Source organism: Brotocaccenecus cirricatena (genome assembly GCF_020687045.1).
In the GTDB taxonomy this organism is placed as follows: domain Bacteria; phylum Bacillota; class Clostridia; order Oscillospirales; family Oscillospiraceae; genus Vescimonas; species Vescimonas cirricatena.
Map to the genome: position 1 here is coordinate 98,979 of NZ_JAJEPW010000001.1, position 22,225 is coordinate 121,203.

Annotated in this window: 24 protein-coding genes; 21 read left to right on the plus strand and 3 right to left on the minus strand. The window is 46.3% G+C overall.

Annotated features, from left to right (window positions below):
• The first annotated feature begins 1 nt into the window (after position 1).
• From LKD37_RS00570 to LKD37_RS00650, 17 genes are all read left to right on the plus strand, one after another.
• Positions 2 to 2,188 (plus strand): PcfJ domain-containing protein, encoded by a 2,187-nt coding sequence (locus tag LKD37_RS00570; protein WP_215725526.1) that lies wholly within the window; start codon positions 2 to 4, stop codon positions 2,186 to 2,188.
• Between the two features lie 66 nt (positions 2,189 to 2,254).
• Positions 2,255 to 2,512 (plus strand): hypothetical protein, encoded by a 258-nt coding sequence (locus LKD37_RS00575; RefSeq protein WP_118560436.1) that lies wholly within the window; start codon positions 2,255 to 2,257, stop codon positions 2,510 to 2,512.
• Entirely contained in the window at positions 2,509 to 2,832 is a 324-nt protein-coding gene (locus tag LKD37_RS00580; protein WP_003501931.1) for a hypothetical protein, read from the plus strand. The genes LKD37_RS00575 and LKD37_RS00580 overlap by 4 nt, the downstream gene beginning before the upstream one ends.
• Positions 2,832 to 4,856 carry an NAD-dependent DNA ligase LigA gene (gene ligA / locus LKD37_RS00585; protein WP_302927511.1) on the plus strand — a complete coding sequence of 675 codons (2,025 nt, stop codon included), beginning with the start codon at positions 2,832 to 2,834 and terminating at the stop codon, positions 4,854 to 4,856. The genes LKD37_RS00580 and ligA overlap by 1 nt, the downstream gene beginning before the upstream one ends.
• A 110-nt stretch (positions 4,857 to 4,966) precedes the next feature.
• Positions 4,967 to 7,084: a hypothetical protein gene (locus LKD37_RS00590; RefSeq protein ID WP_302927512.1), complete on the plus strand. Its 2,118-nt coding sequence runs from the start codon at positions 4,967 to 4,969 to the stop codon at positions 7,082 to 7,084.
• Positions 7,081 to 9,555 carry a hypothetical protein gene (locus tag LKD37_RS00595; protein ID WP_025529722.1) on the plus strand — a complete coding sequence of 825 codons (2,475 nt, stop codon included), beginning with the start codon at positions 7,081 to 7,083 and terminating at the stop codon, positions 9,553 to 9,555. The genes LKD37_RS00590 and LKD37_RS00595 overlap by 4 nt, the downstream gene beginning before the upstream one ends.
• Positions 9,515 to 10,177, plus strand: a complete 663-nt coding sequence (locus LKD37_RS00600) for a hypothetical protein (RefSeq protein WP_302927513.1) — start codon at positions 9,515 to 9,517, stop codon at positions 10,175 to 10,177. Before LKD37_RS00595 ends, LKD37_RS00600 begins: the two co-directional genes overlap by 41 nt.
• Before the next feature lie 124 nt (positions 10,178 to 10,301).
• The gene (locus LKD37_RS00605; RefSeq protein ID WP_025529723.1) at positions 10,302 to 10,490 is read left to right on the plus strand and encodes a helix-turn-helix domain-containing protein; all 189 of its coding nucleotides are present in this window, start codon (positions 10,302 to 10,304) and stop codon (positions 10,488 to 10,490) included.
• On the plus strand, positions 10,483 to 11,175 hold the full coding sequence (locus LKD37_RS00610) for a response regulator transcription factor (RefSeq protein WP_025529724.1): 693 nt from the start codon (positions 10,483 to 10,485) through the stop codon (positions 11,173 to 11,175). Before LKD37_RS00605 ends, LKD37_RS00610 begins: the two co-directional genes overlap by 8 nt.
• 5 nt (positions 11,176 to 11,180) lie before the next feature.
• On the plus strand, positions 11,181 to 12,098 hold the full coding sequence (locus LKD37_RS00615) for a sensor histidine kinase (RefSeq protein WP_302927514.1): 918 nt from the start codon (positions 11,181 to 11,183) through the stop codon (positions 12,096 to 12,098).
• A gap of 134 nt (positions 12,099 to 12,232) precedes the next feature.
• Positions 12,233 to 13,159 carry an ABC transporter ATP-binding protein gene (locus LKD37_RS00620; RefSeq protein WP_147574568.1) on the plus strand — a complete coding sequence of 309 codons (927 nt, stop codon included), beginning with the start codon at positions 12,233 to 12,235 and terminating at the stop codon, positions 13,157 to 13,159.
• Entirely contained in the window at positions 13,152 to 13,937 is a 786-nt protein-coding gene (locus LKD37_RS00625) for an ABC transporter permease (protein WP_302927515.1), read from the plus strand. The genes LKD37_RS00620 and LKD37_RS00625 overlap by 8 nt, the downstream gene beginning before the upstream one ends.
• A gap of 2 nt (positions 13,938 to 13,939) precedes the next feature.
• The gene (locus tag LKD37_RS00630) at positions 13,940 to 14,719 is read left to right on the plus strand and encodes an ABC transporter permease (protein ID WP_302927516.1); all 780 of its coding nucleotides are present in this window, start codon (positions 13,940 to 13,942) and stop codon (positions 14,717 to 14,719) included.
• A gap of 7 nt (positions 14,720 to 14,726) precedes the next feature.
• The gene (locus tag LKD37_RS00635; RefSeq protein WP_302927517.1) at positions 14,727 to 15,188 is read left to right on the plus strand and encodes a hypothetical protein; all 462 of its coding nucleotides are present in this window, start codon (positions 14,727 to 14,729) and stop codon (positions 15,186 to 15,188) included.
• A gap of 38 nt (positions 15,189 to 15,226) precedes the next feature.
• Positions 15,227 to 15,661, plus strand: coding sequence for a winged helix-turn-helix domain-containing protein (locus LKD37_RS00640; protein WP_291018228.1), 435 nt, complete (start codon positions 15,227 to 15,229; stop codon positions 15,659 to 15,661).
• 162 nt (positions 15,662 to 15,823) lie between these two features.
• Positions 15,824 to 16,738 carry a ParM/StbA family protein gene (locus LKD37_RS00645; protein WP_302927518.1) on the plus strand — a complete coding sequence of 305 codons (915 nt, stop codon included), beginning with the start codon at positions 15,824 to 15,826 and terminating at the stop codon, positions 16,736 to 16,738.
• Positions 16,701 to 17,153, plus strand: coding sequence for a hypothetical protein (locus LKD37_RS00650; RefSeq protein ID WP_243863236.1), 453 nt, complete (start codon positions 16,701 to 16,703; stop codon positions 17,151 to 17,153). The genes LKD37_RS00645 and LKD37_RS00650 overlap by 38 nt, the downstream gene beginning before the upstream one ends.
• 30 nt (positions 17,154 to 17,183) lie before the next feature.
• On the opposite strand, the gene LKD37_RS00655 is transcribed toward LKD37_RS00650, so the two are convergent.
• The gene (locus LKD37_RS00655; protein ID WP_154255923.1) at positions 17,184 to 17,513 is read right to left on the minus strand and encodes a helix-turn-helix domain-containing protein; all 330 of its coding nucleotides are present in this window, start codon (positions 17,511 to 17,513) and stop codon (positions 17,184 to 17,186) included.
• Between the two features lie 126 nt (positions 17,514 to 17,639).
• On the opposite strand from LKD37_RS00655, the gene LKD37_RS00660 reads away from it, so the two are divergent.
• The 3 genes from LKD37_RS00660 (at position 17,640) to LKD37_RS00670 (ending at position 19,539) form a co-directional block, all read left to right on the plus strand.
• Positions 17,640 to 18,191 (plus strand): SLOG family protein, encoded by a 552-nt coding sequence (locus tag LKD37_RS00660; RefSeq protein WP_302927519.1) that lies wholly within the window; start codon positions 17,640 to 17,642, stop codon positions 18,189 to 18,191.
• A gap of 614 nt (positions 18,192 to 18,805) precedes the next feature.
• Positions 18,806 to 19,360 (plus strand): sigma-70 family RNA polymerase sigma factor, encoded by a 555-nt coding sequence (locus LKD37_RS00665; RefSeq protein WP_302927520.1) that lies wholly within the window; start codon positions 18,806 to 18,808, stop codon positions 19,358 to 19,360.
• Positions 19,357 to 19,539, plus strand: a complete 183-nt coding sequence (locus LKD37_RS00670) for a helix-turn-helix domain-containing protein (RefSeq protein WP_173885417.1) — start codon at positions 19,357 to 19,359, stop codon at positions 19,537 to 19,539. Before LKD37_RS00665 ends, LKD37_RS00670 begins: the two co-directional genes overlap by 4 nt.
• Before the next feature lie 53 nt (positions 19,540 to 19,592).
• Here the strand turns inward: LKD37_RS00670 and LKD37_RS00675 are convergent, their stop codons facing one another.
• Both LKD37_RS00675 and LKD37_RS00680 read right to left on the minus strand, forming a co-directional pair.
• Positions 19,593 to 20,012 (minus strand): winged helix-turn-helix domain-containing protein, encoded by a 420-nt coding sequence (locus LKD37_RS00675; protein ID WP_302927521.1) that lies wholly within the window; start codon positions 20,010 to 20,012, stop codon positions 19,593 to 19,595.
• Positions 20,013 to 20,106: 94 nt separating this feature from the next.
• Positions 20,107 to 21,483: an MATE family efflux transporter gene (locus LKD37_RS00680; RefSeq protein WP_302927522.1), complete on the minus strand. Its 1,377-nt coding sequence runs from the start codon at positions 21,481 to 21,483 to the stop codon at positions 20,107 to 20,109.
• Between the two features lie 213 nt (positions 21,484 to 21,696).
• On the opposite strand from LKD37_RS00680, the gene LKD37_RS00685 reads away from it, so the two are divergent.
• Complete coding sequence (locus LKD37_RS00685; RefSeq protein WP_302927523.1) at positions 21,697 to 22,218, plus strand: PadR family transcriptional regulator; 522 nt, start codon at positions 21,697 to 21,699, stop codon at positions 22,216 to 22,218.
• Positions 22,219 to 22,225 lie beyond the last annotated feature (7 nt).

A 22,225-nucleotide genomic window follows, 5' to 3' on the forward strand; every position in this document is an offset into this window, starting at 1 on the left:
GATGAAAAAAAGAGCCCTGATGGCACTTCCCAAGCTGACAGCGACGGATGAAATGAAGCAAATCGCGACTTCAGACCTGCCAAGAAAGGAAAAAACTGACTACGGATATGTTCGGGAAGTCTGTGAGTATTATACCTATCTAAGATGTATCAAACAGGATGGGATATTGAAGGTGGCTTTCTTTTTCCCGGAGCATCTTCGCCTGGATGGGAGTAATCCGGCCTATGAAGTGTATCTGGATAAAGAAAATCGGCAGTTTATTACCTATAACAGCCTGATACAGAAATGGAGCGAATCCAAGCTGGACAGACTGGACTGGAAGCGGCAATACTGGTATACCAAAGCCTACTGGATTAGTGATGAAGATGAGACATCTATACAGGCATATCTGAACATCAATAAAAAAGCGGTAGAGGCAATCCGGCAGTTTCAGCGGGATGTGCGTGATGAACAGCTCGAACAGCGGCACCGGCGGGAAACTGACCCATGGGATAAGGATATGGAACAGGTGCCGGAGCTTCCAAAGGACTGGAGCCGCTGGGTGGATAAGGTTGCCATTCGGCAAAATTACATTTACTACCACTATAAAAAGGGCGGCGCCAAAACAGGTTACTGTACCTACTGCGAAAAGGAAGTGCCGATCAAAGTACATCCCCATCACAATCAACAGGGCCGCTGTATTTGCTGCCGGCATCCGGTAGTATTCAAAGCCTATGGACGAGCGGGGTATATGCAGACAGAAAAACATTTTGCCTACCTGATCCAGCGATGCAAAGACGGCTTTGTAGTTCGTGAATTTCAGGCTGACCGGACATATGGGAAAGAAAGCCTTCCAAACTCCAAGCTTTATTGTCAGGAAATCCGGCGCACGATTTATGACCGGGAAAGAAAACCAAGAACCTACTATTGGGGTCTGTATAAACAGCGAAATATGCGCTGGATTTCCGGAAGCCCCTGTTCTTATAGTTGGTCTGGTTCGCATGATGGACGGGTTTATGGCAAAACACTGCCAACTTTGGAACAGCAGGAACTTCGATGCACAGGGCTCGTCAACTGGATTCGGAAGCAGAAAAGCGTTGATCCGGAAAAATATCTGGCTGTGCTCGAACGGATACCTCAAATGGAACAGATCAGCAAGGTGAACCTGCCGAAGCTTACCAAGGAATGTTTCAGTTCCTGCGGAACAGTCAGCGAACTAATCAAAAACCATAGTGCCGGGAGTCTGATTAAAGCTCTGGGCCTTGACAGCAGGAGGTTTCAGCGACTTCGACTCCATAATGGAGGCTGTGATCTGCTGCGGTGGCTGCAATATGAAAAGGGCATCGGCAGGGAAATCCCGGATAATGTCCTTTTGTGGATGTGTCAGCAGGATATTGAGCCTGGGGATGTCCAGTTCATTGCTGACCGCATGAGCATGGTGCAGGTCTATAACTATGTACGGCGTCAGATGCCATCCTTCCGGCGAAACAGCCATGAGGTACTGCGTACCTGGGAGGATTATCTTTCCATGGCAAAGAAATTGCACATGAATGTATATGATGAGATCGTATATCGCACCAGAAAACTGCGGCGGCGCCACGATGATCTGGTGCTCAAATGTCAGGAGAAGGATATTGAACTGCAGGCCGAGGAGATGGAGGAGAAATTCCCCCATGTTAATGCCATCTGTCAGGAAATCAAAGCGAAATATGAGTACGCCGATGCGGATTACATGGTAGTGGTGCCAGACGGTATTCTGGACATTATTACCGAGGGGCGTGCGCTCCATCACTGTGCAGGCAGCAGTGACCGCTACTGGGACCGGATTGAGCGGCGAGAAAGCTTTGTGGTGTTTCTGCGTAAAACGGCTGATCCTTTCCATGCCTATTACACGCTGGAAGTGGAGCCGGATGGAACAGTGAGGCAGAAACGGACGGAATATGACCGGCAGAAGAAGGACATTGAGCAGGCGACCGAGTTTCTGCAGAAGTGGCAGCGGGTGATTACTGCCAGGCTGACAGAAAGCGACAAGGCGCTGGCTGCGGAAAGCCGGATTCTTCGTGAGAAGGAATTTATCCAGTTGAAGAAGGATCGTGTCATCATCCATACCGGTCATTTGGCAGGAAGGCTTTTGGCGGATGTGCTGATGGCAGACCTGATGGAAAACACGGATAGCATCCAGTCTCCGGTATTGGCTGCTGCAGCGTGACAAAATGAGAATGGCCGGGCGTCCTTGAGGGCGTCCGGTCATTGATGAAGAAGGAAGGAGCAGAGCATGAAACAAATTGGAAATCTGGCAGTGGTTTGCGCCAGGCGACAGGATGTGCTGCTGCAGGTTGGCAGTGAAAAGGTATGTGTCCATGTGGGAGCCGGGCCAGAGCGGAATACGCTTCACGCAGCGTGGAATGATGATGACGCCATTCAGCGTATTGTCCATGAATTGAATTTTGGCAGGTATGCAGCCGGCAGAAATGGGCTTCATACCGCACAGCAGGATTGCCCTGTGGGGCGGGGAAAGGAGAAAATCGCATGATCAAAAATCTGAATCAGCTGCGCAGGACACTTCGGGAAGGGACACAGTTGGAGATATTGGATCACTGTCGGCCGGAGTGTATTGGGCAGATACGGAACATTACGCTGGTAAACACGCAGGGCTTTTATAGTACCGTAGCGAATCAGCCGGATGCGTCTGCCAACAGAGGCAACGGCGGCCGCGGCCCGATCCTTTGGTGGGGCAGAGCCGCCCACTGGCAGTTTGCAGACGGTGTTTGCAGTGTTTTCGACAGTGAACAGAAGCATACGGAAGAAGAACTGGTTATGTCCTTCCGGGTACTTGAAAAGGAGGCAGCATAATGGAACGGAATATTTTTGAAAAGCAGAGGGAATTGAATGACCGGCTCAACCGCTATCGGGATGAGTATTATAACCGCAACGCTCCCAGCGTGTCAGATGAGGTCTATGACAGACTCTTTGACGAGTTGAAAGAGCTGGAACAGGAAACGGGAATCCAAATGGCAAATTCGCCAACCCAGACAGTAGGCTATCCTGCGGTGAGCAGGCTGGAGAAAACCAGACATGAGATCCCGCTGCTGTCTTTGGATAAGACTAAGAGCAGTATGGATCTTCTGAATTTCATGGGTGAGCAGCAGGTGATGCTGATGCTCAAACTGGATGGCTTGACTGTAAAGTTGACCTATGAGAATGGAGAACTTCTGGAGACGGCTACCCGTGGCGATGGTGACGAAGGGGAGATCATTACCCATAACACCCGAGCCATCAGCGGTATCCCTTCCCACATCACCTACAAAGAGAGACTGGTTGTGACGGGTGAGGGCTTTATCAGACCCAGTGATTTTGAGGAACTGAAGACCAGCCTGCAGGACAGCAGCGGTAAGCCCTATAAAAACGGCCGCAATCTGGCTGCTGGTTCCATCCGTCTGATGGATGCCAAGACATGCCGGGAGCGTCGGCTGGTTTTCATGCCGTTTGGTGTGCTGGAGGGCTTTCCGCACCTGACCCGGAAATCAGATAAGCTACGGGAATTGCGTGCGTTGGGGTTCCAGCCCTGTAAGTATCTGGTCACAAAGCAGAAACTGACGCTGGAAAATGTGGAAGCCGGTATCTATCAGCTGCGGCAATATGCCACTGACAAAGATATCCCCATTGACGGTATCGTGGTTTCGTTTAACGACATCGCCTATGCCCAGAGCTGCGGCCGCACCGGACATCACTATAAGGACGGTCTGGCCTATAAGTTTGAAGATGACCTGCATGAGAGCCTGCTGCAGTACATCGAATGGACACCGGGCAGAACCGGAGAGATTGCTCCGGTAGCAGTGTTTACGCCGGTGGAAATCGATGGCTGTGAGGTCAGCAGGGCCAGTCTGCACAACCTGTCCTTTATTGAGGATCTGGAACTGATGGCTGGAAACCGGATTCTGGTAAGCAAACGAAACATGATTATCCCCCACGTGGAGGAAAATCTGGACAGAGGCGGCTTCTCTATGGTGGATACGATTCCCCATGTTTGTCCCTGCTGTGGACAGCCTACCCGCATCCATGAATCAAGTGGAAAGGGCGAAAATGGCGAGAATCGCATCATCAAGACGCTGTACTGTGATAACCCTGACTGCGAGACACGTCGGCTGAAAAAGTTCGTCCATTTTGTCAGCCAGAAGGCGATGGACATTGAAGGGCTGTCGGAGGCTACATTGGAAAAATTCATCGGTCAGGGATTTATCCATAGTTATCTGGATATTTACCGTCTGGATCGTTACCGGGCTGAAATCGTCCGCATGGATGGATTTGGTGAAAAGTCCTGGCAGCGCCTTTGGGACGCTATCCAGCAGAGCCGGAATACCACCTTTGAACGGTATCTGATTTCTATGGACATCCCTATGATCGGCAACACTGCCAGCAAGGTATTGGGTCGTGTGTTCCACTATGATTTGGATGAGTTTCGGGATGCGGTCTATGGCGGCTATGATTTCCGGCAGCTTCCGGATTTCGGGGAGATATTGCATAACAATATCCACGACTGGTTCTGTGTAGAAGATAATTTTTGTATTTGGGAGGAGTTACAGACTATGATGAGTATTCAAAAGCCTGCTGTGGCAGAACACAGCGAAGACAGGGTGCAGGATAATCCCTTTGTAGGAAAGACTATCGTAGTTACCGGCAAGGTGGAACCCTACACCCGGGACGGAATCAATGACCTGATCGAATCACTGGGCGCCCATGCCGGCAGCTCGGTGTCCAAGAAGACGGATTATCTGGTCTGCGGCGAAAATGCCGGCAGCAAGTTGTCCAAGGCCAGGGATTTGGGCGTTACGGTGCTGTCACCTGCGGAGTTCTTCAGCATGGCCGGCGCTGAGTAAGAAAATATAGCATACCATCGGTATGCTGTCAGTTGATCAATGGGGAGAGAGCCATGTTGCGGCTCTCTCCCCATATCTTTTATGGAAGATTTCAAGTAGGAGGAATTTTAATGCATATCGACAGGATACCGGTTTACCGGGTATATCAGAGGGCTATTGATTTGGAGCTTTACCATGCCTTTGCCGAATTGGTAGTACAGACTTCTCTGGACGATACGGCGAGAAGGACTTACCGACAAACAAGGGCGATGCAGATATGGCAGGTGGAAACGGATGTGTCCGGCTATTTTGAACCATATCATCTGCGTTATCCTGGCGAGGTGTTGGAGCGGTTTGAGGAAAAACTGGGCAATGATGTCCGAGTTCTCCGCGCTCTGGCCCTGGCGCTGGGAAATACCTGTGCGATCCAGTCTGACAATATGTTTGTGGGCAATCAGCGGGGAGCGTTCCTCCAGAAATTGCGGCGGTCTGCCGGAGAAGATGTGTACCTGCAGGGCGCTCTGTATCTTTTGGAAACAGATGCGGCACAGCGCCATGCCCTGTTGGAGAAACTGGCAGAAAGGGAGTGTACGAGAACGGAAGAAGCCCTGTTTGTACTGTCGTTATTTGATGATAGGGAACGCGGCTATGAGGTGATGCATACCCAACTCAGTCATCTATTCACACAAAATCGGACACTTTCACTGGTATATGATTTTGGTGTGCTGGAATGGTTCATCCGGTTCTATGCAGAGCAGGCAAAGAAATACCGCGGGAAAGCCGACCTGGTGCTGCGCACGCTAATGAAACTGCCGTATATGAATATGAAGCCCGACAGCCGCGAATTTTCGGTTTTGACTAAAGCAGGGTATCGCTGCGATGAAATCATTTTGGCAAATTCTCTCGCTGTATGGGCGGACAGGCTGCCGGACCGGTTGAGTTCCAAGAGCATCACTGCCGAGAAAATCGCAACAGCGTGTGGGCAGATGCTTCTGAATGCTCCAAAGGATCTTTCGGAAGAATTTTATGAGTATCTTGGCTGGCTGTTTCGGTTCTATAACAGCTTTACGGTCAAGTACGAAGGATTTCAGGGACTCTGGGAAGCGGTTCAATATGGTTTGAACCCCACAGCACCGAAAACACTGTTATGGATGAATCAAACGATACAGAAGGATTTTCCGTACCGATTTGATGTGTTTGATCCTCAGTACGATGATCTGGCGAAGGAACTGGAGCGGGATAACTATATGGAGTTGTTTACCCTGCAGATGCTGCATTCCAGGCAGAGGATCCCTTTGAAACAGTGGCTTTCCAGATATCAGGAACTGACCGGAGCTGACTATGGAGAATATTTCAGAAGTTGGCATACGAACGGTAGGCGGGTATTTGCCTTTCTGGTGGAAAAGAAGGAAATCAATCTATGGGAGTTTTTCAAGCAGCATCGGCAAGATGGTGAAGATGCGCCACAACTGAAACTGCTGCGGGAGTATGCCCTGAGAATTTCAAGTTGGAGGTGTTTCCGGTTTGTAGAGAGGCTACTGGCTGAGTACACTTTTTCCCAACTTCAAACGATTTTTGGCGAGCGGTTTTACTTTCACGAATGCTTTGTCAGGAGTGAGGGGTATTACAGCAGAAGGGAATATAAAACATACATCAGCCGTTCATTCCTATCTGCAGAGCAGCATCGACAGCTCTATGACTGGGTGGAGCGTTCAGTTTTCCAGACTGAGCCGGAAAAATATGAGGACTTCGTTTTAAGTGCCTTAAAAGCACCGGAGATCCAACACCTTTATGATAAAAAAGCGCTGGCAGCGGTGTTGCGGCAGTTTTTGCTCCACAGCGAGTATAACGGCTATGAAATCAACCGGCTGAAGGAAACATTCTATTCCAAGGAAGAGTTGGAGGATGAGCGCAGAGCCGAAGCTGAGAGAAAGAAGCAGGAAAAACGACTGGAGCAGGAAAAACGGACCATACAGAAACGGGAAAAGCTGCAGCAACTTTATAACGGCAGCGCCGAATCTCTGGTTAAATTCATTGGGGGATATTATCATCAGGACGAGAAGAACGAGGTGCTGAATATGGCGTTTGACAAGCTGGTGGAATGGCCTGTCGGTTGTGTACGGACGATGGAAGCCAAAGGCGCACATGCCTTTTTTGAACTGTGTGGTGAACTGGTAAAGTCTGAACCCCGGCCAAGGCATGAGATTTTGAATATGGTACTGACACTGATTGGAGGTGAAGCAGCATGAGAAATACATTAAAACATCTGACCCTATTGACCAGAATGAAAGATGACGGATTGCTCCCGGCGCTTACAGGCAGCTTTTCAGAGGATGCCATAGAGCAGGCATGTGGACAGGTGGAGACACTTCAATTACAGAAACGGCTGCACATCCGAAAGACAAAGCGGATACAGGAAGAACTGATTCGGGTGCCGAACTTTGCAGCGCTCTATGGTGTGTTGTGCAGGCAGGAGATTGGCGATGAAGAAATTGCTTCAGTCTTAGAGTCAGCAGACGGGTATGGAGAGAAACTGACAGCGTATCCCCAAGAGCAGGTGCTGGCAGTCATGAAATTGGAACTGTTGCCTTCCCTGCGGTTTGAATACCTGAAATACTATTTTCCCTTTGTGATGTATGAAGAAGAGGAGCAGGTCATATTGGATAACCTGCAGACTTTTCCCATTGCGGAGTGGAAGGGACTTTCCATGCTGACGGAGCACCAGCGGGATATGATGCGGCAGCCGTTTCTTGGCTCGTATCTGTTTTTCTGGCATCAAAATGAACGGAAAGCTCTGGAACTGTTGGAACAGAATCGTCCGCTCCAGAGAGTCTGCATCTTGCTCTATCGGTATGGTGTGCGGCTGTTTCTGTCAGTAGAACGCCTGAAAGATCTCCGGTGGATGAAAATGACCGATGTGGGAAAATTCCGCCGGCTGTTGGCTGTATTTGAATATGACGCAGAGGATTTGTCTGCTTTTTTTGACCTCTGGCTGGACAACCATGCCGGACAATATGACCTCAACTGGTTTATCTCCCAGCCACATCCTTTGAGCAAGGAACGGAGGGAAGAAATTTTATGCAACCAACTGAGTTATCTGAATGCTCTGTATGCCGGCAGGCTCCATCTGGATTTTAATGCTGTCCGGCAATTCCAGTTTTCAATTCTCATTTATGCGGTGGAGCATAGAAAAAAGCATTTTTTGGAATTGGTGGATCAGAACAGTGAAGTGTTCCTGTCCTTGGGGCGATACTCTCTATTGTTTGAGCCGGGCTTTTGTGAGCACTGTAACATCAATTCCCTGACGCTGAAGAATTTGAAAGCCAGCGATTCTGTGAACCGCAGCGACAGCTTTTTTACGCTTCTGGAAGAAGGGCAGCAGTACACCTTTGAGGAAATGTATCAGCTTTGGCATCAGAAAGAGGTTTATGTCCGGTTATACACTATGCTGACACCTCTTTCCATAGATCAGCGTTTGCTGACACTGCGGCAGCTGATAAAACGGGATCTGGTCAGCCAGTATACAGGAGATGCAGAGTTGGAGCAGCTTGGAAAATGTCTGCTGGAAAGGCCGTTTAGCGAATGGTATCGGGGTTCATTTGGACATATCTGTGGGCTGACCCGGCGGATTGCCATGGGGCTGCTGCAACACTATACGCAGCTGCAGGCATTCATACCGGATTTCACTACAGAGTCGGATGCGGTATTTGCCCTCAATAATATGATGGCTCTTTTGGAAATGACGGATTGGAAACAGGTGCGCAAGGATATTCTGACAACAGATGCAGACTGGCTGGATCTAAAAGAAAAACTGGCATTTTCAGACGATTTTGTGGAGCAGAACCGGGAGACTGTCACGGAGTTTTTACTGCAGGGCGGCGCGGCTATGGTATGCGCTCTCTATGGGGAACTGGACGGGCAGGAGCTGGCTGTTGAAGCGCTACGACGGATCGTACAGGCTGAATTGATGGGTCAGTTCTATAAACTCAAATATTTTGCCGGTGACCTGCAGCGTGAGATTCGCTACCCTGTCAGCGAGATGCAGGAGAGCTTCTGGAAGAAAAATCTTTCGTTGGCGCGAGGTGCATTTTGGGCAGAAGAGGTGGATGATTTTTACCACACTCTGCGGCTTGGTGAACTTCCTCATAGTACCTGCTTGTCTTACCGTACTGGAAGCCAGAGGGAGTGCCTGTTAGCTGCCTTTGACTCTAATAAGAAGATTGTCCTTGTGAAAAAGGATGAAGCGGTGGTGGCTCGTGCCTGTCTCCGCTTGACAAAAGGTGCATTTCAAAAACCGCCTGCCGTCGATTTTTCTTTTGCTGATCTGTCGCAGGAGAACATGGATAGCGGAAAGCCTGTCACCAGTGAGAAGCCTGTGCTGTTCCTGGAGAGTATCTACACTTTCGGACTCAATGATATTGAAAAAGAGGAAGTAATGAAACTGGCAGTTTCCCTGACGACACAGAAAGCGGCAGAGCTGGGTGTTGTGGCAGTACTTGCAAGACGGTATCTGGGCTGCTATGAACGGGATGAGTATGTGCTTGCACCGTTCTATGTGTACATCTCAAAATCCAAAAACGGATGGCAGTATCTGGACTCTCTGGGCGGAGCAGCATATACCTCGGCAAAAGAGGAGTATGTAGAGCATCCATTCCTGGTCATACAGACTGCCATGCATCATGCAGGAGCACATAACAGAAACGAGGTGGATTATGAATAATAGGACAATGACAACAGTTTATGTGGATCGGGATAGTATTTCCCTCAAGACCCGTTCCAGAAGTGGCTGTTCGCCGCAGCACTTTATTATTTTGAAAAAGGAATTGCAGCGGCTGGAGGAGAAAAAGTATTTGATCACAAAAGATATCCATTCCTATGCAGAACTGCGGCTGTGTGATGCCGTAGGCGGTGCCAAAGTGCTGGAGTTTTCCTTCACATGGCTGAAGGATGCTGGCAGAGACAGCGTTTCCGGTTATACCGAGCGAATAAGACTGCCTTATGAGCCGTTCCGCTCATATGCGGCAGGTGAGAAAGAAAACATTGATGGAACACGGTGGCGGCTGCTGTCCATTCCAGAACAGAGCAGACCAAAGCTGGAGTTTCACAGCCGGAAAAATCTCAAGGCCGTAGTGGAGAATCCTATCCTGCGGCACAAACTGGGGAAGTTTCTGGATCAGCATTTTAACTGGTACAACTACGAACGCATCGTCCTGACAGATGATTACCTGCCTTACAGCTTCTTTTTTGAGGGCTACATGGTACAGGGCACAAAGACCTGCGGCGGAGTAATCCTGCATGGTGAAGAGGACATCCAAACGGCGAAATACGGGATACATACTTAACAGGTTAATAGGAACGGAGCCGCAGGTCGGAGATGATCTGCGGCTCTTTATGTAAGCATAATCACAATAGTCAGCTTGTACTATTCGAGATAAAGAACTATAATCTATCCTATGGAGGTACAAAATGGACTATATGACACTAAAAGAGGCCGCCGGGCAGTGGGGCGTGACACCTCGCAGGGTAAATTATTATTGTGCCGGTGGGCGTATCCACGGTGCTGTGAAAATGGCTGGTGTTTGGCTGATCCCTAAAACCGCAGAGAAGCCGATTGATGGCCGGACAAAACAAGGGAAGGAGCTGAACCATGAATAAAATTTTGATTATAGATGATGACAGAGAACTGTGCGCTTTGATCAAACGCAGCGTACAAACAGAACATATAGAAGCCGATTTTTGTAATACCGGAAAAGAGGGCTTGCAGAAATTAAAAGAACAGGAGTATCAGCTTGTGGTGCTGGATGTGATGATGCCCGGTATGGATGGCTTTGAAACGCTGGAAGAAATCCGTAAAGAGAACAGCCTGCCGATTTTGATGTTTACATCCAAAAATGACAGCATTTCTAAAGTGCGGGGCTTACGGGCCGGGGCGGACGATTATCTGACAAAACCGTTTGATATGGACGAACTGATTGCCCGTATTGCGTCCCTCATTCGCCGCTACACCCGCTTTAATCAGCAAGCCGGAGCCATGCAAAAACTGGATTTTGACGGATTGCAGATTGACCTTGAAAATCGTTCTGTTACGACGGCAAACGGCACTTTTGAACTTCCGCCAAAGGAATTTGATCTGCTCCTGTACTGTGCAAAACATCAAGGTAAAATTTTGACAAAACAGCAGATTTATGAGGAAGTTTGGGGCGAAGAATATTTCTATGATGACAGCAATATCATGGCGATTATCAGCCGGCTTCGTAAAAAATTAGAAGTCAATCCTTCCAGTCCAAAGTATATCCAGACGGTCAAAGGGATTGGCTACCGCTTTAATAAGGAGGTGTAGCTGGTATGGAAATCATCGTTTTCTTGTCCATTGTGATTGCTGTTGTGGCTGTGCTGACTTCCATCGTTCTCGTTCGGCGCGTAAAAAAGCAAATCGCAGAAATGACCGATGCGCTGGTTGATGTGAAAAATGGAAATGGCAACCGGCGTATTCTGTCTGCAACAAATGAATTGACAGCACCTCTTGCCTATGAAATCAATGAGATCGTTGTGTCCTATGAAAGCAGACTTTCGATTGTCCAGCAGACAGAGGAAACCAACCGCCAGCTTATGACGAGCCTTTCCCACGATGTTCGGACACCCCTTACAACCCTCATCGGCTATCTTGACGCTGCACACAAAGGACTGGTCACAGGAAAAGACCGGGATGATTATATTGAAACCGCCCGCCGGAAAGCCCATGATCTGAAAGAATATATTGATGTGCTCTTTGACTGGTTCAAGTTAAATTCCAACGAGTTTGCTTTGGAGATCCAGAGTCTTGAGACCGCAGAGCTGACAAGAAATATCCTGATCGACTGGATACCGATTTTTGAGGATAAACAGGTCGATTATGACATTGATATTCCTGAACAGCCTGTTCGGGTAAGATTGGATATGGACAGCTATATGAGGATCATCAATAATCTCATTCAAAATGTAATTGCTCACAGTCATGCGGACAAAATCAAAATTGTCCTGTCAAAGAAGGAAAATAACATGGAATTGTTGCTGGCGGATAATGGAGTGGGAATTGAGAAAGAAGATTTGAAACACATATTTGAACGGCTTTATAAGTGTGATAAAGGACGCTCTGAGAAAGGCAGCGGTCTTGGTCTTTCTATTGTCCACCAGCTTGTAGAAAAGATGGGTGGAAGCATAACAGTTGAAAGCGTACCGGGAAAAGGGACTGAATTTATGTTGCTTTTTCCTTTGGAGATTTAAGCGGGTTCCCGTCTTTATGGCGGGAGCCTTTGTCATTTTGCCGGATTTCAAATTGCAAGGTTAATGCAAGGTTGCGGCAAGGTTAATGCAAGGTTGGCGTGATAGAATACCTTACAGAACAGGAGGTTTTGAATATGGACATCAATACAATCATTGAAACAAAAAATCTGACGAAGCAATACGGCTCGCAAAAGAGTGTGGCTGACTTAAATATCCATGTGAAGCGTGGGAGAATTTATGGTCTGCTGGGCAGAAACGGAGCCGGAAAAACCACTACCATGAAAATGCTGTTGGGCTTAACGAAGCCGACTTCCGGGGAGGTCAAAATCTGGGGAAAGCCCTTGCAGGGGAATGAAAAGAAATTGTTGCCCCGTATTGGCAGTCTGATTGAGTCCCCTGGCTTTTACCCAAATCTGACCGGCACAGAGAACCTGCGTATCTTTGCTACCCTGCGGGGCGTACCCAACAATCATGCTATCAAAGATGCCCTGGATCTGGTAGGACTGCCTTACAAAGATAAAAAACTCTTTTCACAGTATTCTCTTGGTATGAAGCAGCGGCTTGCCATCGCCCTTGCTGTGATGCACGATCCGGAACTTTTAATTTTGGATGAGCCGATCAATGGTCTCGATCCCATCGGTATTGCAGAAGTACGATCCTTTATTCGGGAGCTTTGCGACGCAAGAGGAAAAACCATTTTGATTTCCAGTCACATTCTTTCGGAAATTTCCCTGCTGGCTGACGATATTGGAATTATCGACCACGGCGCATTGCTGGAAGAAGAAAGCCTTGCTGAGCTGGAACAAAAAAGCAGTAAGCATATCCGGTTTACACTCTCTGATACTGCGCAGGCGGCAAGAATTTTGGAACGCATTTTCCATGAAAACCATTTTTCCATACAGGACGACCACAATCTGCGCCTGCACAACCTTGATCTGCCTGTGGGGAAAATTGTAACTGCCTTTGTAGAAAACGGATTGGAGGTATCAGAGGCGCATACTTGTGAAGAAAGTCTTGAAGATTACTTCAAGCGTGTGACAGGGGGCGAAGGAATTGCTTAAACTAATCAAATGCGAATTTTTGAAATTGAAACGGAAGAAATTTATTCCGCTGATTATTCTGGCTGCTTTCCTGTTTCCAATCCCGCTGACTTATCTGATGACAACGCCCTCTATGATGGAGCGATATACGGATCAGGCAGATGCTTTCGACGGACTATTTAACATGGTGTTAGGATATGGTATCCAGTTTTTACTGCCCTGCATTATCGGTGTGATTGCCGCTATCCTGTTTTTTATGGAACGCGACAACGACACATTCAAAAATCTGCGTACAATTCCCGTAACCAGCACGCAAATGGTGCTTGCAAAAATTATTGTCCTGTTTCTCTTTGGAATTGTTTTTTGTGTGGCTTCTACCATTGTAACAATTCTTTGCGGATTTGGAACATTGGAAGTTTATGGAATAGGCTATAAATTGTTTTTAGCAGTCGAAACAGGAATTTTCATTACGGCAGGAACACTCCCGTTGATTGTTCTTGTTGTCTTTTTCAGTAAGACCTATGTTTTTTCCATTTTGCTGTGTGTCTTTTACAGTGTTCTGAACATGAGTGCTACGGCATTGTTTGACACACTGCCTAAAACCATATTATGGCTTCTGCCCACGCCACTGACTACATTTTGGAGTGCGGGAGATATGGCGGCTCATGGAATAAAAATGGACTTGGAGCAAATGACAGGGCTAATTCCTTCAACATTTCAAGTTGTATTCATTCTTGGGATCATGGCATTAGTTTCGTTCTTACTGATTGACAGATTATATAAGCAGAGGGGGGAATAAACATGGTTCGCATTGTAAAAACAGAATTTTATAAATTGAAAAGGTATCATATCCTTTGGGCGGGCGTTGCGCTCATGCTCCTATCCGTCCTGCTGACCTTGTTTACCTCTATGGCGAATGATGGTTCCGTTTGGGATTTCGCCTATCTTACAGAACAGGTCATCAAAAACAATATGTCCATGATTTTCCCGATGTGTATCAGCCTAATTGCTGGATATATGATTTCTCGTGAGCAGGCGGATGACACATTGAAAAATATTCTGACTGTGCCGATCTCTTTTAAGAAACTGTTGACCGGAAAATTGATTGTGTGCGGCGTATTGTCTATTATTTTCGGGCTGATATGCAGTCTGTTTACAATCATAGCAGAAATGATTGTGGGATTTCCCGGCTTTGAGATTTCCTTAGCTCTAAAAGCAACCTTGCAGATTACTACGGTTAATTTCTTTTTATATCTTGCGGTTCTGCCGATTATCGCTCTTACTTGTCGGAGGGCAGGTAGCTTTTTAGTCGGTGTAATCATTGCTTTTGTCTATGGATATGGAGGGATGTTTGCTGCAGGAAATATGACATTAGCAAACCTTTATCCGATTACCGCAAGTCTCGGAATGGTAGGCTACCGTAGCTATGATACCGCAGTCAACTGGAATATCGGAACCTGTTCTTGCAGTCTTGTGCTTGCTGTCGTTATTTCTGCCATCTTGATTTTGTGTATGAAAGAGCGAGAAGCAACCCAAACAAAGAAAAAGGCCAAAAAGGTAGCACCAAAGAAAGGCTGGTGATGATTTTATGAAGAAAATAGTTTTAGCATTGGCATTTGTCCTTTTGGGAAGTTTTATGCTTTCTGGCTGTTCAAAAGATGAAATTCTCGATCATTATAATAATATCGTTCAGTCTGCTGGAGCCATAGAGCTTACAGGAAAGTTATCTTTGGAAGGAACAAAAGAAAAAGGGATTGATGATTATACGGGAACTTATACGGCTGACTATGAGAATTTTTCAGATACAGAGTATTTGTTCGGAGGAACTTCCATAAAGAGAGAAGCCGGTAAGGAGCTGTTTATTGATTGCACTTTGGAGGTTACGGAAGGCACTGCAAAAGTATTTTGGATTTCCGGATCTGATGAAGCAGTCACTTTGATTGAAGCAACCGGAACTTATAGTGACACAATTACACTTCCTGATGGTGGAAATTATATTGGCATTGAGTGTGAGGACTTTACTGGAAGCATTGAATTGAATGTTGAATAGCATTCAAGCAATAGGAAAAGTAAGTCAGGGAGGGATATATGGGAAAAATCTTTGTATTATCGGTAACAGACCATGAAGAATATGTACTCAGCAGAATTATGGAGATTATCGCAGCCGAGTCAGGATTTGACCATATTGTACCATCCAACCCTTGTAATACTCTTGTTTTTCCGGGGCTGGAGCTTCGGCTGAAGGAGAGGACAGTATACCGAAACGGTGAGTTGATTGCTATGACCCATCGGGAATTTGCGACATTGGTATACTTGGCAAATCATCCATCCTGGGTATTTTCTGCTGGGCAGATCTATGAAGAAGTGTGGGGGGAGGATGGTGAAAACTGCGGAACAGCCGTTGCCAGCGTCATTGGTCAGATTCGCAGAAAACTGACTCCGGATATGCCGAAAGCGGGCTATATCCGTACTGTCTTGGGGAGCGGATACAAATTTGAAGTTCCACAGGATATAGCAGAATAGAACAATCGAATCTTTTATCTGCGCATACTATGCAGAAGGCGAAAGCGGGAAACCTCTATAGGTCTCCTGCTTTTCCTTTTCTTAAAAATAGAGCGTGATTGTTGAGAATAGGCGTCATATAGGCGTAAAGGATATGTATAAAGTAAGAAGGAGGCATTACATATGCTAATTGGTGTTGATCATGGCAACAAACAAATTAAAACGGTACACTGTGAGCCGTTTGTATCCGGTCTGAAGCAGAGCGTCACCCGTCCCTTTGGACAGAATGTGCTGAGGTATCAGAATACCTACTATACGCTGTCTACTGAGCGGATTCCTTATCGGAAAGATAAAACGGAGGATGATCGCTTCTTTATCCTGACTCTATTTGCTCTGGCTGGTGAAATTGAAGCGAGGGGAGCATATTCCACGGAGGTTCAGCGTATCCAACTGGCAGTAGGGCTGCCGCCGGCACACTTTGGTGCCCAGGTGGAGCGGTTTACGCAATACTTTGGGCAGCGGGGAATGGTAGAATTTGAGGTGCAGGGCAAGCCGTACACCATCTATATTGAAGATGTTGCCTGTTTTCCCCAGGCTTACGCAGCAGCGGCCACCATGCTCCATACGCTTGTGGAGGAGCCAAAAGCGGTAATCCTAGATATTGGTGGGTTCACTGCGGACTATTTGCTAATGAAAAACGGAGAGATCGACCTTACCTCTTGCGATTCGTTAGAAAATGGTGTGATCCTGCTATACAATAAGGTGCGTTCCAAGGTGAATTCGGAACTGGACCTGTTGTTGGATGAAGGGGATGTGGATGCCATCTTGATGGGGAAAAAGACCAAATATCCGGATGCAGCCATACAGCTGACAGAACAGATGGCGCAGGAATTTATCAGCGACCTGTTCAGCACACTGCGGGAGCGTATGATAGACTTGCAATATTGCAAGGTAGTATTTGTAGGCGGTGGCGCCATTCTTTTGAAGCGGCAGATTGAAACTTCGGGCAAGGTGGGAACACCATTCTTCGTACCGAAAATCAATGCAAATGCGGATGGCTATGAGTATCTGTACCGGATTGAAACAGCAGGCAGGTGATGGTATGGGCGAGAAAAAAGAACGAGGACGGTTTACGCTGCGCTTTAATGAGGGAGATCCTATACACGAGACTGCCATTGGACTACTGGAGCTGCAGAGTCCCCGCACAAAAGCACAGTATGTGGCAAATGCAGTGGTCTACTATAATGAGCACTTTGGGCAGGAGCCGCAACCTCTAAATGCTTCGGTCATCAGCAAAGAAGCGGTGGTGGCTATCGTCAAAGAGATTTTGCGGCAGGAAGGGATGGGAAGGGAAAAAGTAGAAGAGCAGATTCATCCAGTCAGAACAGAGGAGAAGCCAGTAGCGCCTATGGTTGTTTCGGATACACAGGAGGCGGGGGATGAGACTGAGATGGACGATAGAACACGCAGTCTGATTGCCAGCGCTTTATCTGCATTCCGCAGCAGAGGATAATCAAAAGAGGCATGGGAGCCAGTGATGCTCCTATGCCTCTTCCTGTATGGCCGCAATAAAGCTGTCTAAAATATCTTCAAAATGCCTGTATTGTTTGGGCGTTAGTGTGGAAATCTTCGCCATGAGAAGGGAGGAATCTGTTTCTGTGATGATGCCTCGTAACAAGTACTCGGTGCTGATGTTGAGTGCATCACAGACTTTGAGGATTGTTTCAGGTCGCATAGCCTTTTGTCCCAGTTCTGCGGTGGAGATGGTCTGTGGTGTGACATGAGCCAGCTCTGCCAGAGTTTCCTGGGTCATATTCAGTTGTTTCCTCCGGTCGAAGATCCGTTTACCCATATCTTTTAGTAGATTATCCATGCGTCACCTCCATGCCATAGTTACATTTTATCCGCTATGACATGGATTATTAAGCGGTCATGGTTGATTTATCTCGTCTATGGCAAGTATAATAGACGAAGATGGATGCCGGGAAAGGAGAACCATATGAACAGTTTTTCGTGTGTGATTACAGGCCATAGGCCGACTCGTTTCAAGTTCAAATATAACGAAAAGGACAAGCGCTGCCAGCGAATCAAAAAGTGTTTGCAGGAGCAGCTTATACGGCTTTATAATCAGGGAGTGCGATACTTTTGGGTTGGAGGAGCAATGGGAGCTGATATGTGGGCGGCAGAGATCCTGTTGCGTATGAAAGAACAGACAGCGTATCAAGATGTGGAATTGTGTTTGGCTTTCCCCTTTGAGGGATATGATGCAGACTGGGATGACTGGCACCAAAAGAGAATGAAGTTTATTTGCAAATATGCAGCGAAGGTTTTAATACTGGGTGAAATGCCATCAAGTGAGAATTATAAAAAACGCAATTACTTTATGGTGGATCAGGCCGACTGTATGGTGGCTGTTTATGATAATGCAAACAATATGAGATCCGGAACTCAGCAGACTGTCAACTATGCTAAAAAGAAAGGACTTCAAATCATTTATATCCATCCGGATACGGCGCAGGTAACGACAGAAGATGCAACTTTATGGAAATAATAAAGGGATGGCTCCAAAACGGGAAAATGCAGTGACCGTTTTGGAGCTTGTTTTGTCATATAATGTCGAATGATTTTTTTTTCCTCGAAGGATATTCCAATGCTACTCCAAAAGTTTCCGAAAACTGTCAGTTACACTGTAATTATGGCAGTGACCCCAAAAATCAATGAAAATTCGGTAAGCGGAGGTGGGGGTATGAGATCAGTACGATACCCAATGAAAATCGGAAGTACAGGGCGGTCTTTATCCTGATGATGGGGATAAAGGCCGCCTCCTGTTTTAATATAGAATAGCTGGAACAGCATTTGAAAAAAGTATTATTTTACAATTTAACAATTATCAGCAGGGCGGCAGCGTTGCGCTGCCATATCGCGAAAGAAAGGGGATGATGCAGGCCGCCTGTGTGCCGTTCGCATAACTGCGGACAGGGAGTAACGGTGTTATGGAGAAAGGATTCCACGACATCGAGCAGTTCATTGCTTTCATAACTCCAGGACACACGGCTTTTCATGAACGGCTCTCAATAGGGGCATATCGTCGAGGCAGGGCAAGAGAGTTTTCTTCACATAAAGATAAACCTCCACCTGCCCGAACGGCATCTATTGAACTGCTCGATGCAGAAATTCAAGAAACAGCTGGTTTTGTCCATTGGTACAAAGCTGGCTGTTTTTCTTTATATCAACCAGCTTTGGCCCGGTGCAGGTCACCGCCAGAAGCTCAGGAAATCCATCGGAATTCTTGAGACTTTTGGAGGTAAAGCCATGTGGCAACGGAACAATGGACAGGCAGAAGATGACCTGCAATTTAGATTTACAGCATATTTGGTGTCGGCGGTTAAGCGCCGTAGAAAAGATTATTTGCTCCAGCTTTATAAGTGCAGCAGTATAGAGAGTACTGTGGAAGTGGTCTACGAATCCGAACCCAGCTCGGAGGAAGTGGTTTTGGACAAATTGCCGCTTATGGATGTGATAGAGAATGGGGCGCTTTGGGAGGCCCTGCAAAAACTCAATGAACGGGAGCGCCAGATATTTCTGGCTCGAACGCTGGGGGAAGAAGATTTTGATACTTTGGGAGCAAAGTTTGGACTGTCTTATAAAGGGGCAGCGGCGCTTTACTACAGGACGATTCAGAAAATTAGAAAGAACATTGAAGGAGGTGACAAGAGATGAATTTTGAATGTCTGCTTCTCAGCGCCAAGGCTGGAAACGAGGATGCCATTACGGCGATTTTACAGATGTACCGGCCATTGCTGCTCAAGTATGCCATTATTGATGGAGCACTGGATGAGGATCTGTATCAGGAATTGAGCATTATTTTGTTGAAGGCGATTAAATTGTTTAAGATTTAAGTCAATGAGAAAGGCTCCGAGAACATTACGGTCTCGGAGCCTTTCTTATGGACTTAAAAAGGAGAACTGCTAAATTTATACCCACTGCCCAGTACGGTGCGGATATAACCTCCCTTCGGCATGTCTGGCGTCAGCTTGCGCCGGATCTGGCTGATGACACTGGCAACTGCAGTTCCGCAGTGTTCACCGTCCGCATTCCACACAGCCTCATAGATTTGGCTGGCAGAAAATACCCAGCCAGGATGACGAGCCAAATAAGCGAGGACAGCAAACTCATGTTGGGTCATAGGAATAAGATTGCCACTACAGTACACAGCATGTTCTTTCAGTAAGATTTCCAAATTGGAAAAGGAAAGACTTGAATGTGGAGGGGCAATATGGTCAAAATCTGGTTCATCTGCGATGGCTGCCATGACTCTATTAAAAATATGTTCTTCGTGGTCAGAAATGGACACTATCAAGAGTTTTCCCATATTGCGTGTATCCCCCTCCTATATACTTATATTTAGTGTTCGATGATTTTTTCTTTTGTCAGCGAATACGGGCTTTCGTTATAGTAAAATTAGGTTATTGCTTTTTTTCAGAAATAGTATGATTTTCGGCTATGGATATTTCCTTATGAAGATGTATTGCCATAAATAGCGTGATTACTACGGAAATTATATCTGCAATGGGCTGGGCATATAGAATTCCGTTCATTCCCCATACCATAGGCAACAGCAAAATGACAGGAACAAAGCAGATACCTTGTCTGCATGCTCCCAAAAAGAAACCTGCTGCTCCCTTGCCCAGAGCAAGAAATAGAGAGGAGTATACTGTGTAGAAACCGAAAAAAACGAATGTAAGACCGTTCGCAAACAGGGACTTTTGACCGGCTAAAATCATTTGAACATCTCCCTCGGTAAATTGAGAGATAATCTGCGAGGAGAAAACGGCCATCACCAAGCCCACGACTAAGCAGAAACTTGTAGACCAAATGATTGAGGTTTTAATTGCTTCGCGTAGACGATCAAATTTCTTTGCCCCATAGCTGAATCCGGCAATAGGTTGAAACCCTTTCAGAAATCCAAAGACAACAAGCGTTCCCATAGCAGTAATTCGCGTGACTGCCCCCATGCCTGCAATAACCGAATCGCCATAATCGCTGGCTGCACGGTTAATCAGGGTAATCGAAAGACTTGTAAGCAACTGGAATACCAAAGTAGGTACACCGATTTTCAAGATTTCCGCCATCATTTGCCCATTTGGAGAAAATGCTTTTAAGCTGAAAGAAAATGCACTTCTTTTTCGCAGAATATATGTAAGATAAACGAGTGTAGATACCAGCTGAGAAATCGCAGTGGCGATCGCTGCACCGGCAACCCCCATGTTGAAAGTGTAAATAAAAAGAGGGTCTAATCCGATATTCAACACAGCTCCCAACAGTAATGCACACATAGTTGTCTTTGCTGCACCTTCACTGCTTACAATATTGTTCATGGTCACATTAAACACATTGAAAACACAGGACAATATATAAATTCTTGAATATGTCAGAGCATACGGCATGATAGTTTCTGTCGCGCCTAACATAGTCAAAATTGGTTTAAGGAAGATTGTAGAGAAAAGGATGATAATAGCGCCAATCAGAAGACTACTATACAGAGCGGTACTTGCCACCTTATTGGCAGTATCCTTATCGCCTCGTCCCAAAAGTCTTGACAGGTAGGATGCAGCACCGTTGCCAAACATTAGTCCCAATCCAACTACGACTTGTCCTAACGGGAAAACGATAGAAATGGCTCCCATTTGACTCTTTCCCAGTCCGCTCACAAAATAGGCATCCACCAGATTATATAGGGCATTGATTAACATCCCAATCATAATCGGCACGCCAAGCGCCATCAGAGCTTTGGGGATAGGCGCACTGCCCAAAAGCTCAAGTTTGCTGTTACGTTCACTCATTGTTAATACTCCTTTCGCTCCTTAGAGATATAAATTATAGTGGTATAAAATATAGTATACTACCGAATGAATATACTACTATAATTTATAGTAGATGTCAAGAGGTGAGAAGCGATTTGCCTTGACAAAAAGTATAAAGTCTACTACTATAATTTATAGCGGATTTGACGGTAATATTTCATGCAGAGAACATAGCGAAAGGGTGTGGTCCATATGGCTACCATAGATTTGATCGTGTTGGGAATTTTGAAAAAGGAGCCAATGAGTGCCTACGATATTCAAAAATTAGTAGAATATAGAAAAATATCAAAATGGGTAAAAATCAGTACACCATCTATTTATAAAAAAGCAATTCAGTTGGAAGAAAAAGGACTAATCCGAGGCGAAATCGTAAAGGAAGGAAAGATGCCAGAAAAAGCAATTTACTCCCTAACAGAAGCTGGAGAAGCAGAATTTGAACGCCTCATGTTTGAGATTTCCGCAAAGCCGATTAACATTTTTCTTGACTTCAACGCTGTTATTGTAAATTTGGACTCCTTGCCGCCCGAAAAACAAAAGTCGTGCATAGCAGAGATTCAGGGAAATGTTAGTGTCTTAAAATCCTATTTGGAAGATAATATACGGGAAAAAGAAAATACCCCCAGCATTCCGGAAACAGGTATGGCTGTCTTGCGTCAGCAGTATGTACTGGTGGAAGCAATCCAAGAATGGATTAGTTCTTTAAATATTATCTGAAACCAGT

What these genes read in the sequence shown, in the direction of transcription:
- LKD37_RS00630 (WP_302927516.1), top strand. Translation starts at nt 13,940, where the DNA reads ATGGTTCGCATTGTAAAAACAGAATTTTATAAATTGAAAAGGTATCAT.
- LKD37_RS00615 (WP_302927514.1), top strand. Translation starts at nt 11,181, where the DNA reads ATGGAAATCATCGTTTTCTTGTCCATTGTGATTGCTGTTGTGGCTGTG.
- LKD37_RS00575 (WP_118560436.1), top strand. Translation starts at nt 2,255, where the DNA reads ATGAAACAAATTGGAAATCTGGCAGTGGTTTGCGCCAGGCGACAGGAT.
- ligA (WP_302927511.1), top strand. Translation starts at nt 2,832, where the DNA reads ATGGAACGGAATATTTTTGAAAAGCAGAGGGAATTGAATGACCGGCTC.
- LKD37_RS00665 (WP_302927520.1), top strand. Translation starts at nt 18,806, where the DNA reads ATGCAGAAATTCAAGAAACAGCTGGTTTTGTCCATTGGTACAAAGCTG.
- LKD37_RS00650 (WP_243863236.1), top strand. Translation starts at nt 16,701, where the DNA reads ATGAGTATCTGTACCGGATTGAAACAGCAGGCAGGTGATGGTATGGGC.
- LKD37_RS00680 (WP_302927522.1), bottom strand. Translation starts at nt 21,483, where the DNA reads ATGAGTGAACGTAACAGCAAACTTGAGCTTTTGGGCAGTGCGCCTATC.
- LKD37_RS00670 (WP_173885417.1), top strand. Translation starts at nt 19,357, where the DNA reads ATGAATTTTGAATGTCTGCTTCTCAGCGCCAAGGCTGGAAACGAGGAT.
- LKD37_RS00645 (WP_302927518.1), top strand. Translation starts at nt 15,824, where the DNA reads ATGCTAATTGGTGTTGATCATGGCAACAAACAAATTAAAACGGTACAC.
- LKD37_RS00655 (WP_154255923.1), bottom strand. Translation starts at nt 17,513, where the DNA reads ATGGATAATCTACTAAAAGATATGGGTAAACGGATCTTCGACCGGAGG.
- LKD37_RS00590 (WP_302927512.1), top strand. Translation starts at nt 4,967, where the DNA reads ATGCATATCGACAGGATACCGGTTTACCGGGTATATCAGAGGGCTATT.
- LKD37_RS00605 (WP_025529723.1), top strand. Translation starts at nt 10,302, where the DNA reads ATGGACTATATGACACTAAAAGAGGCCGCCGGGCAGTGGGGCGTGACA.
- LKD37_RS00685 (WP_302927523.1), top strand. Translation starts at nt 21,697, where the DNA reads ATGGCTACCATAGATTTGATCGTGTTGGGAATTTTGAAAAAGGAGCCA.
- LKD37_RS00675 (WP_302927521.1), bottom strand. Translation starts at nt 20,012, where the DNA reads ATGGGAAAACTCTTGATAGTGTCCATTTCTGACCACGAAGAACATATT.
- LKD37_RS00595 (WP_025529722.1), top strand. Translation starts at nt 7,081, where the DNA reads ATGAGAAATACATTAAAACATCTGACCCTATTGACCAGAATGAAAGAT.
- LKD37_RS00660 (WP_302927519.1), top strand. Translation starts at nt 17,640, where the DNA reads ATGAACAGTTTTTCGTGTGTGATTACAGGCCATAGGCCGACTCGTTTC.
- LKD37_RS00640 (WP_291018228.1), top strand. Translation starts at nt 15,227, where the DNA reads ATGGGAAAAATCTTTGTATTATCGGTAACAGACCATGAAGAATATGTA.
- LKD37_RS00610 (WP_025529724.1), top strand. Translation starts at nt 10,483, where the DNA reads ATGAATAAAATTTTGATTATAGATGATGACAGAGAACTGTGCGCTTTG.
- LKD37_RS00570 (WP_215725526.1), top strand. Translation starts at nt 2, where the DNA reads ATGAAAAAAAGAGCCCTGATGGCACTTCCCAAGCTGACAGCGACGGAT.
- LKD37_RS00620 (WP_147574568.1), top strand. Translation starts at nt 12,233, where the DNA reads ATGGACATCAATACAATCATTGAAACAAAAAATCTGACGAAGCAATAC.
- LKD37_RS00580 (WP_003501931.1), top strand. Translation starts at nt 2,509, where the DNA reads ATGATCAAAAATCTGAATCAGCTGCGCAGGACACTTCGGGAAGGGACA.
- LKD37_RS00600 (WP_302927513.1), top strand. Translation starts at nt 9,515, where the DNA reads ATGCAGGAGCACATAACAGAAACGAGGTGGATTATGAATAATAGGACA.
- LKD37_RS00635 (WP_302927517.1), top strand. Translation starts at nt 14,727, where the DNA reads ATGAAGAAAATAGTTTTAGCATTGGCATTTGTCCTTTTGGGAAGTTTT.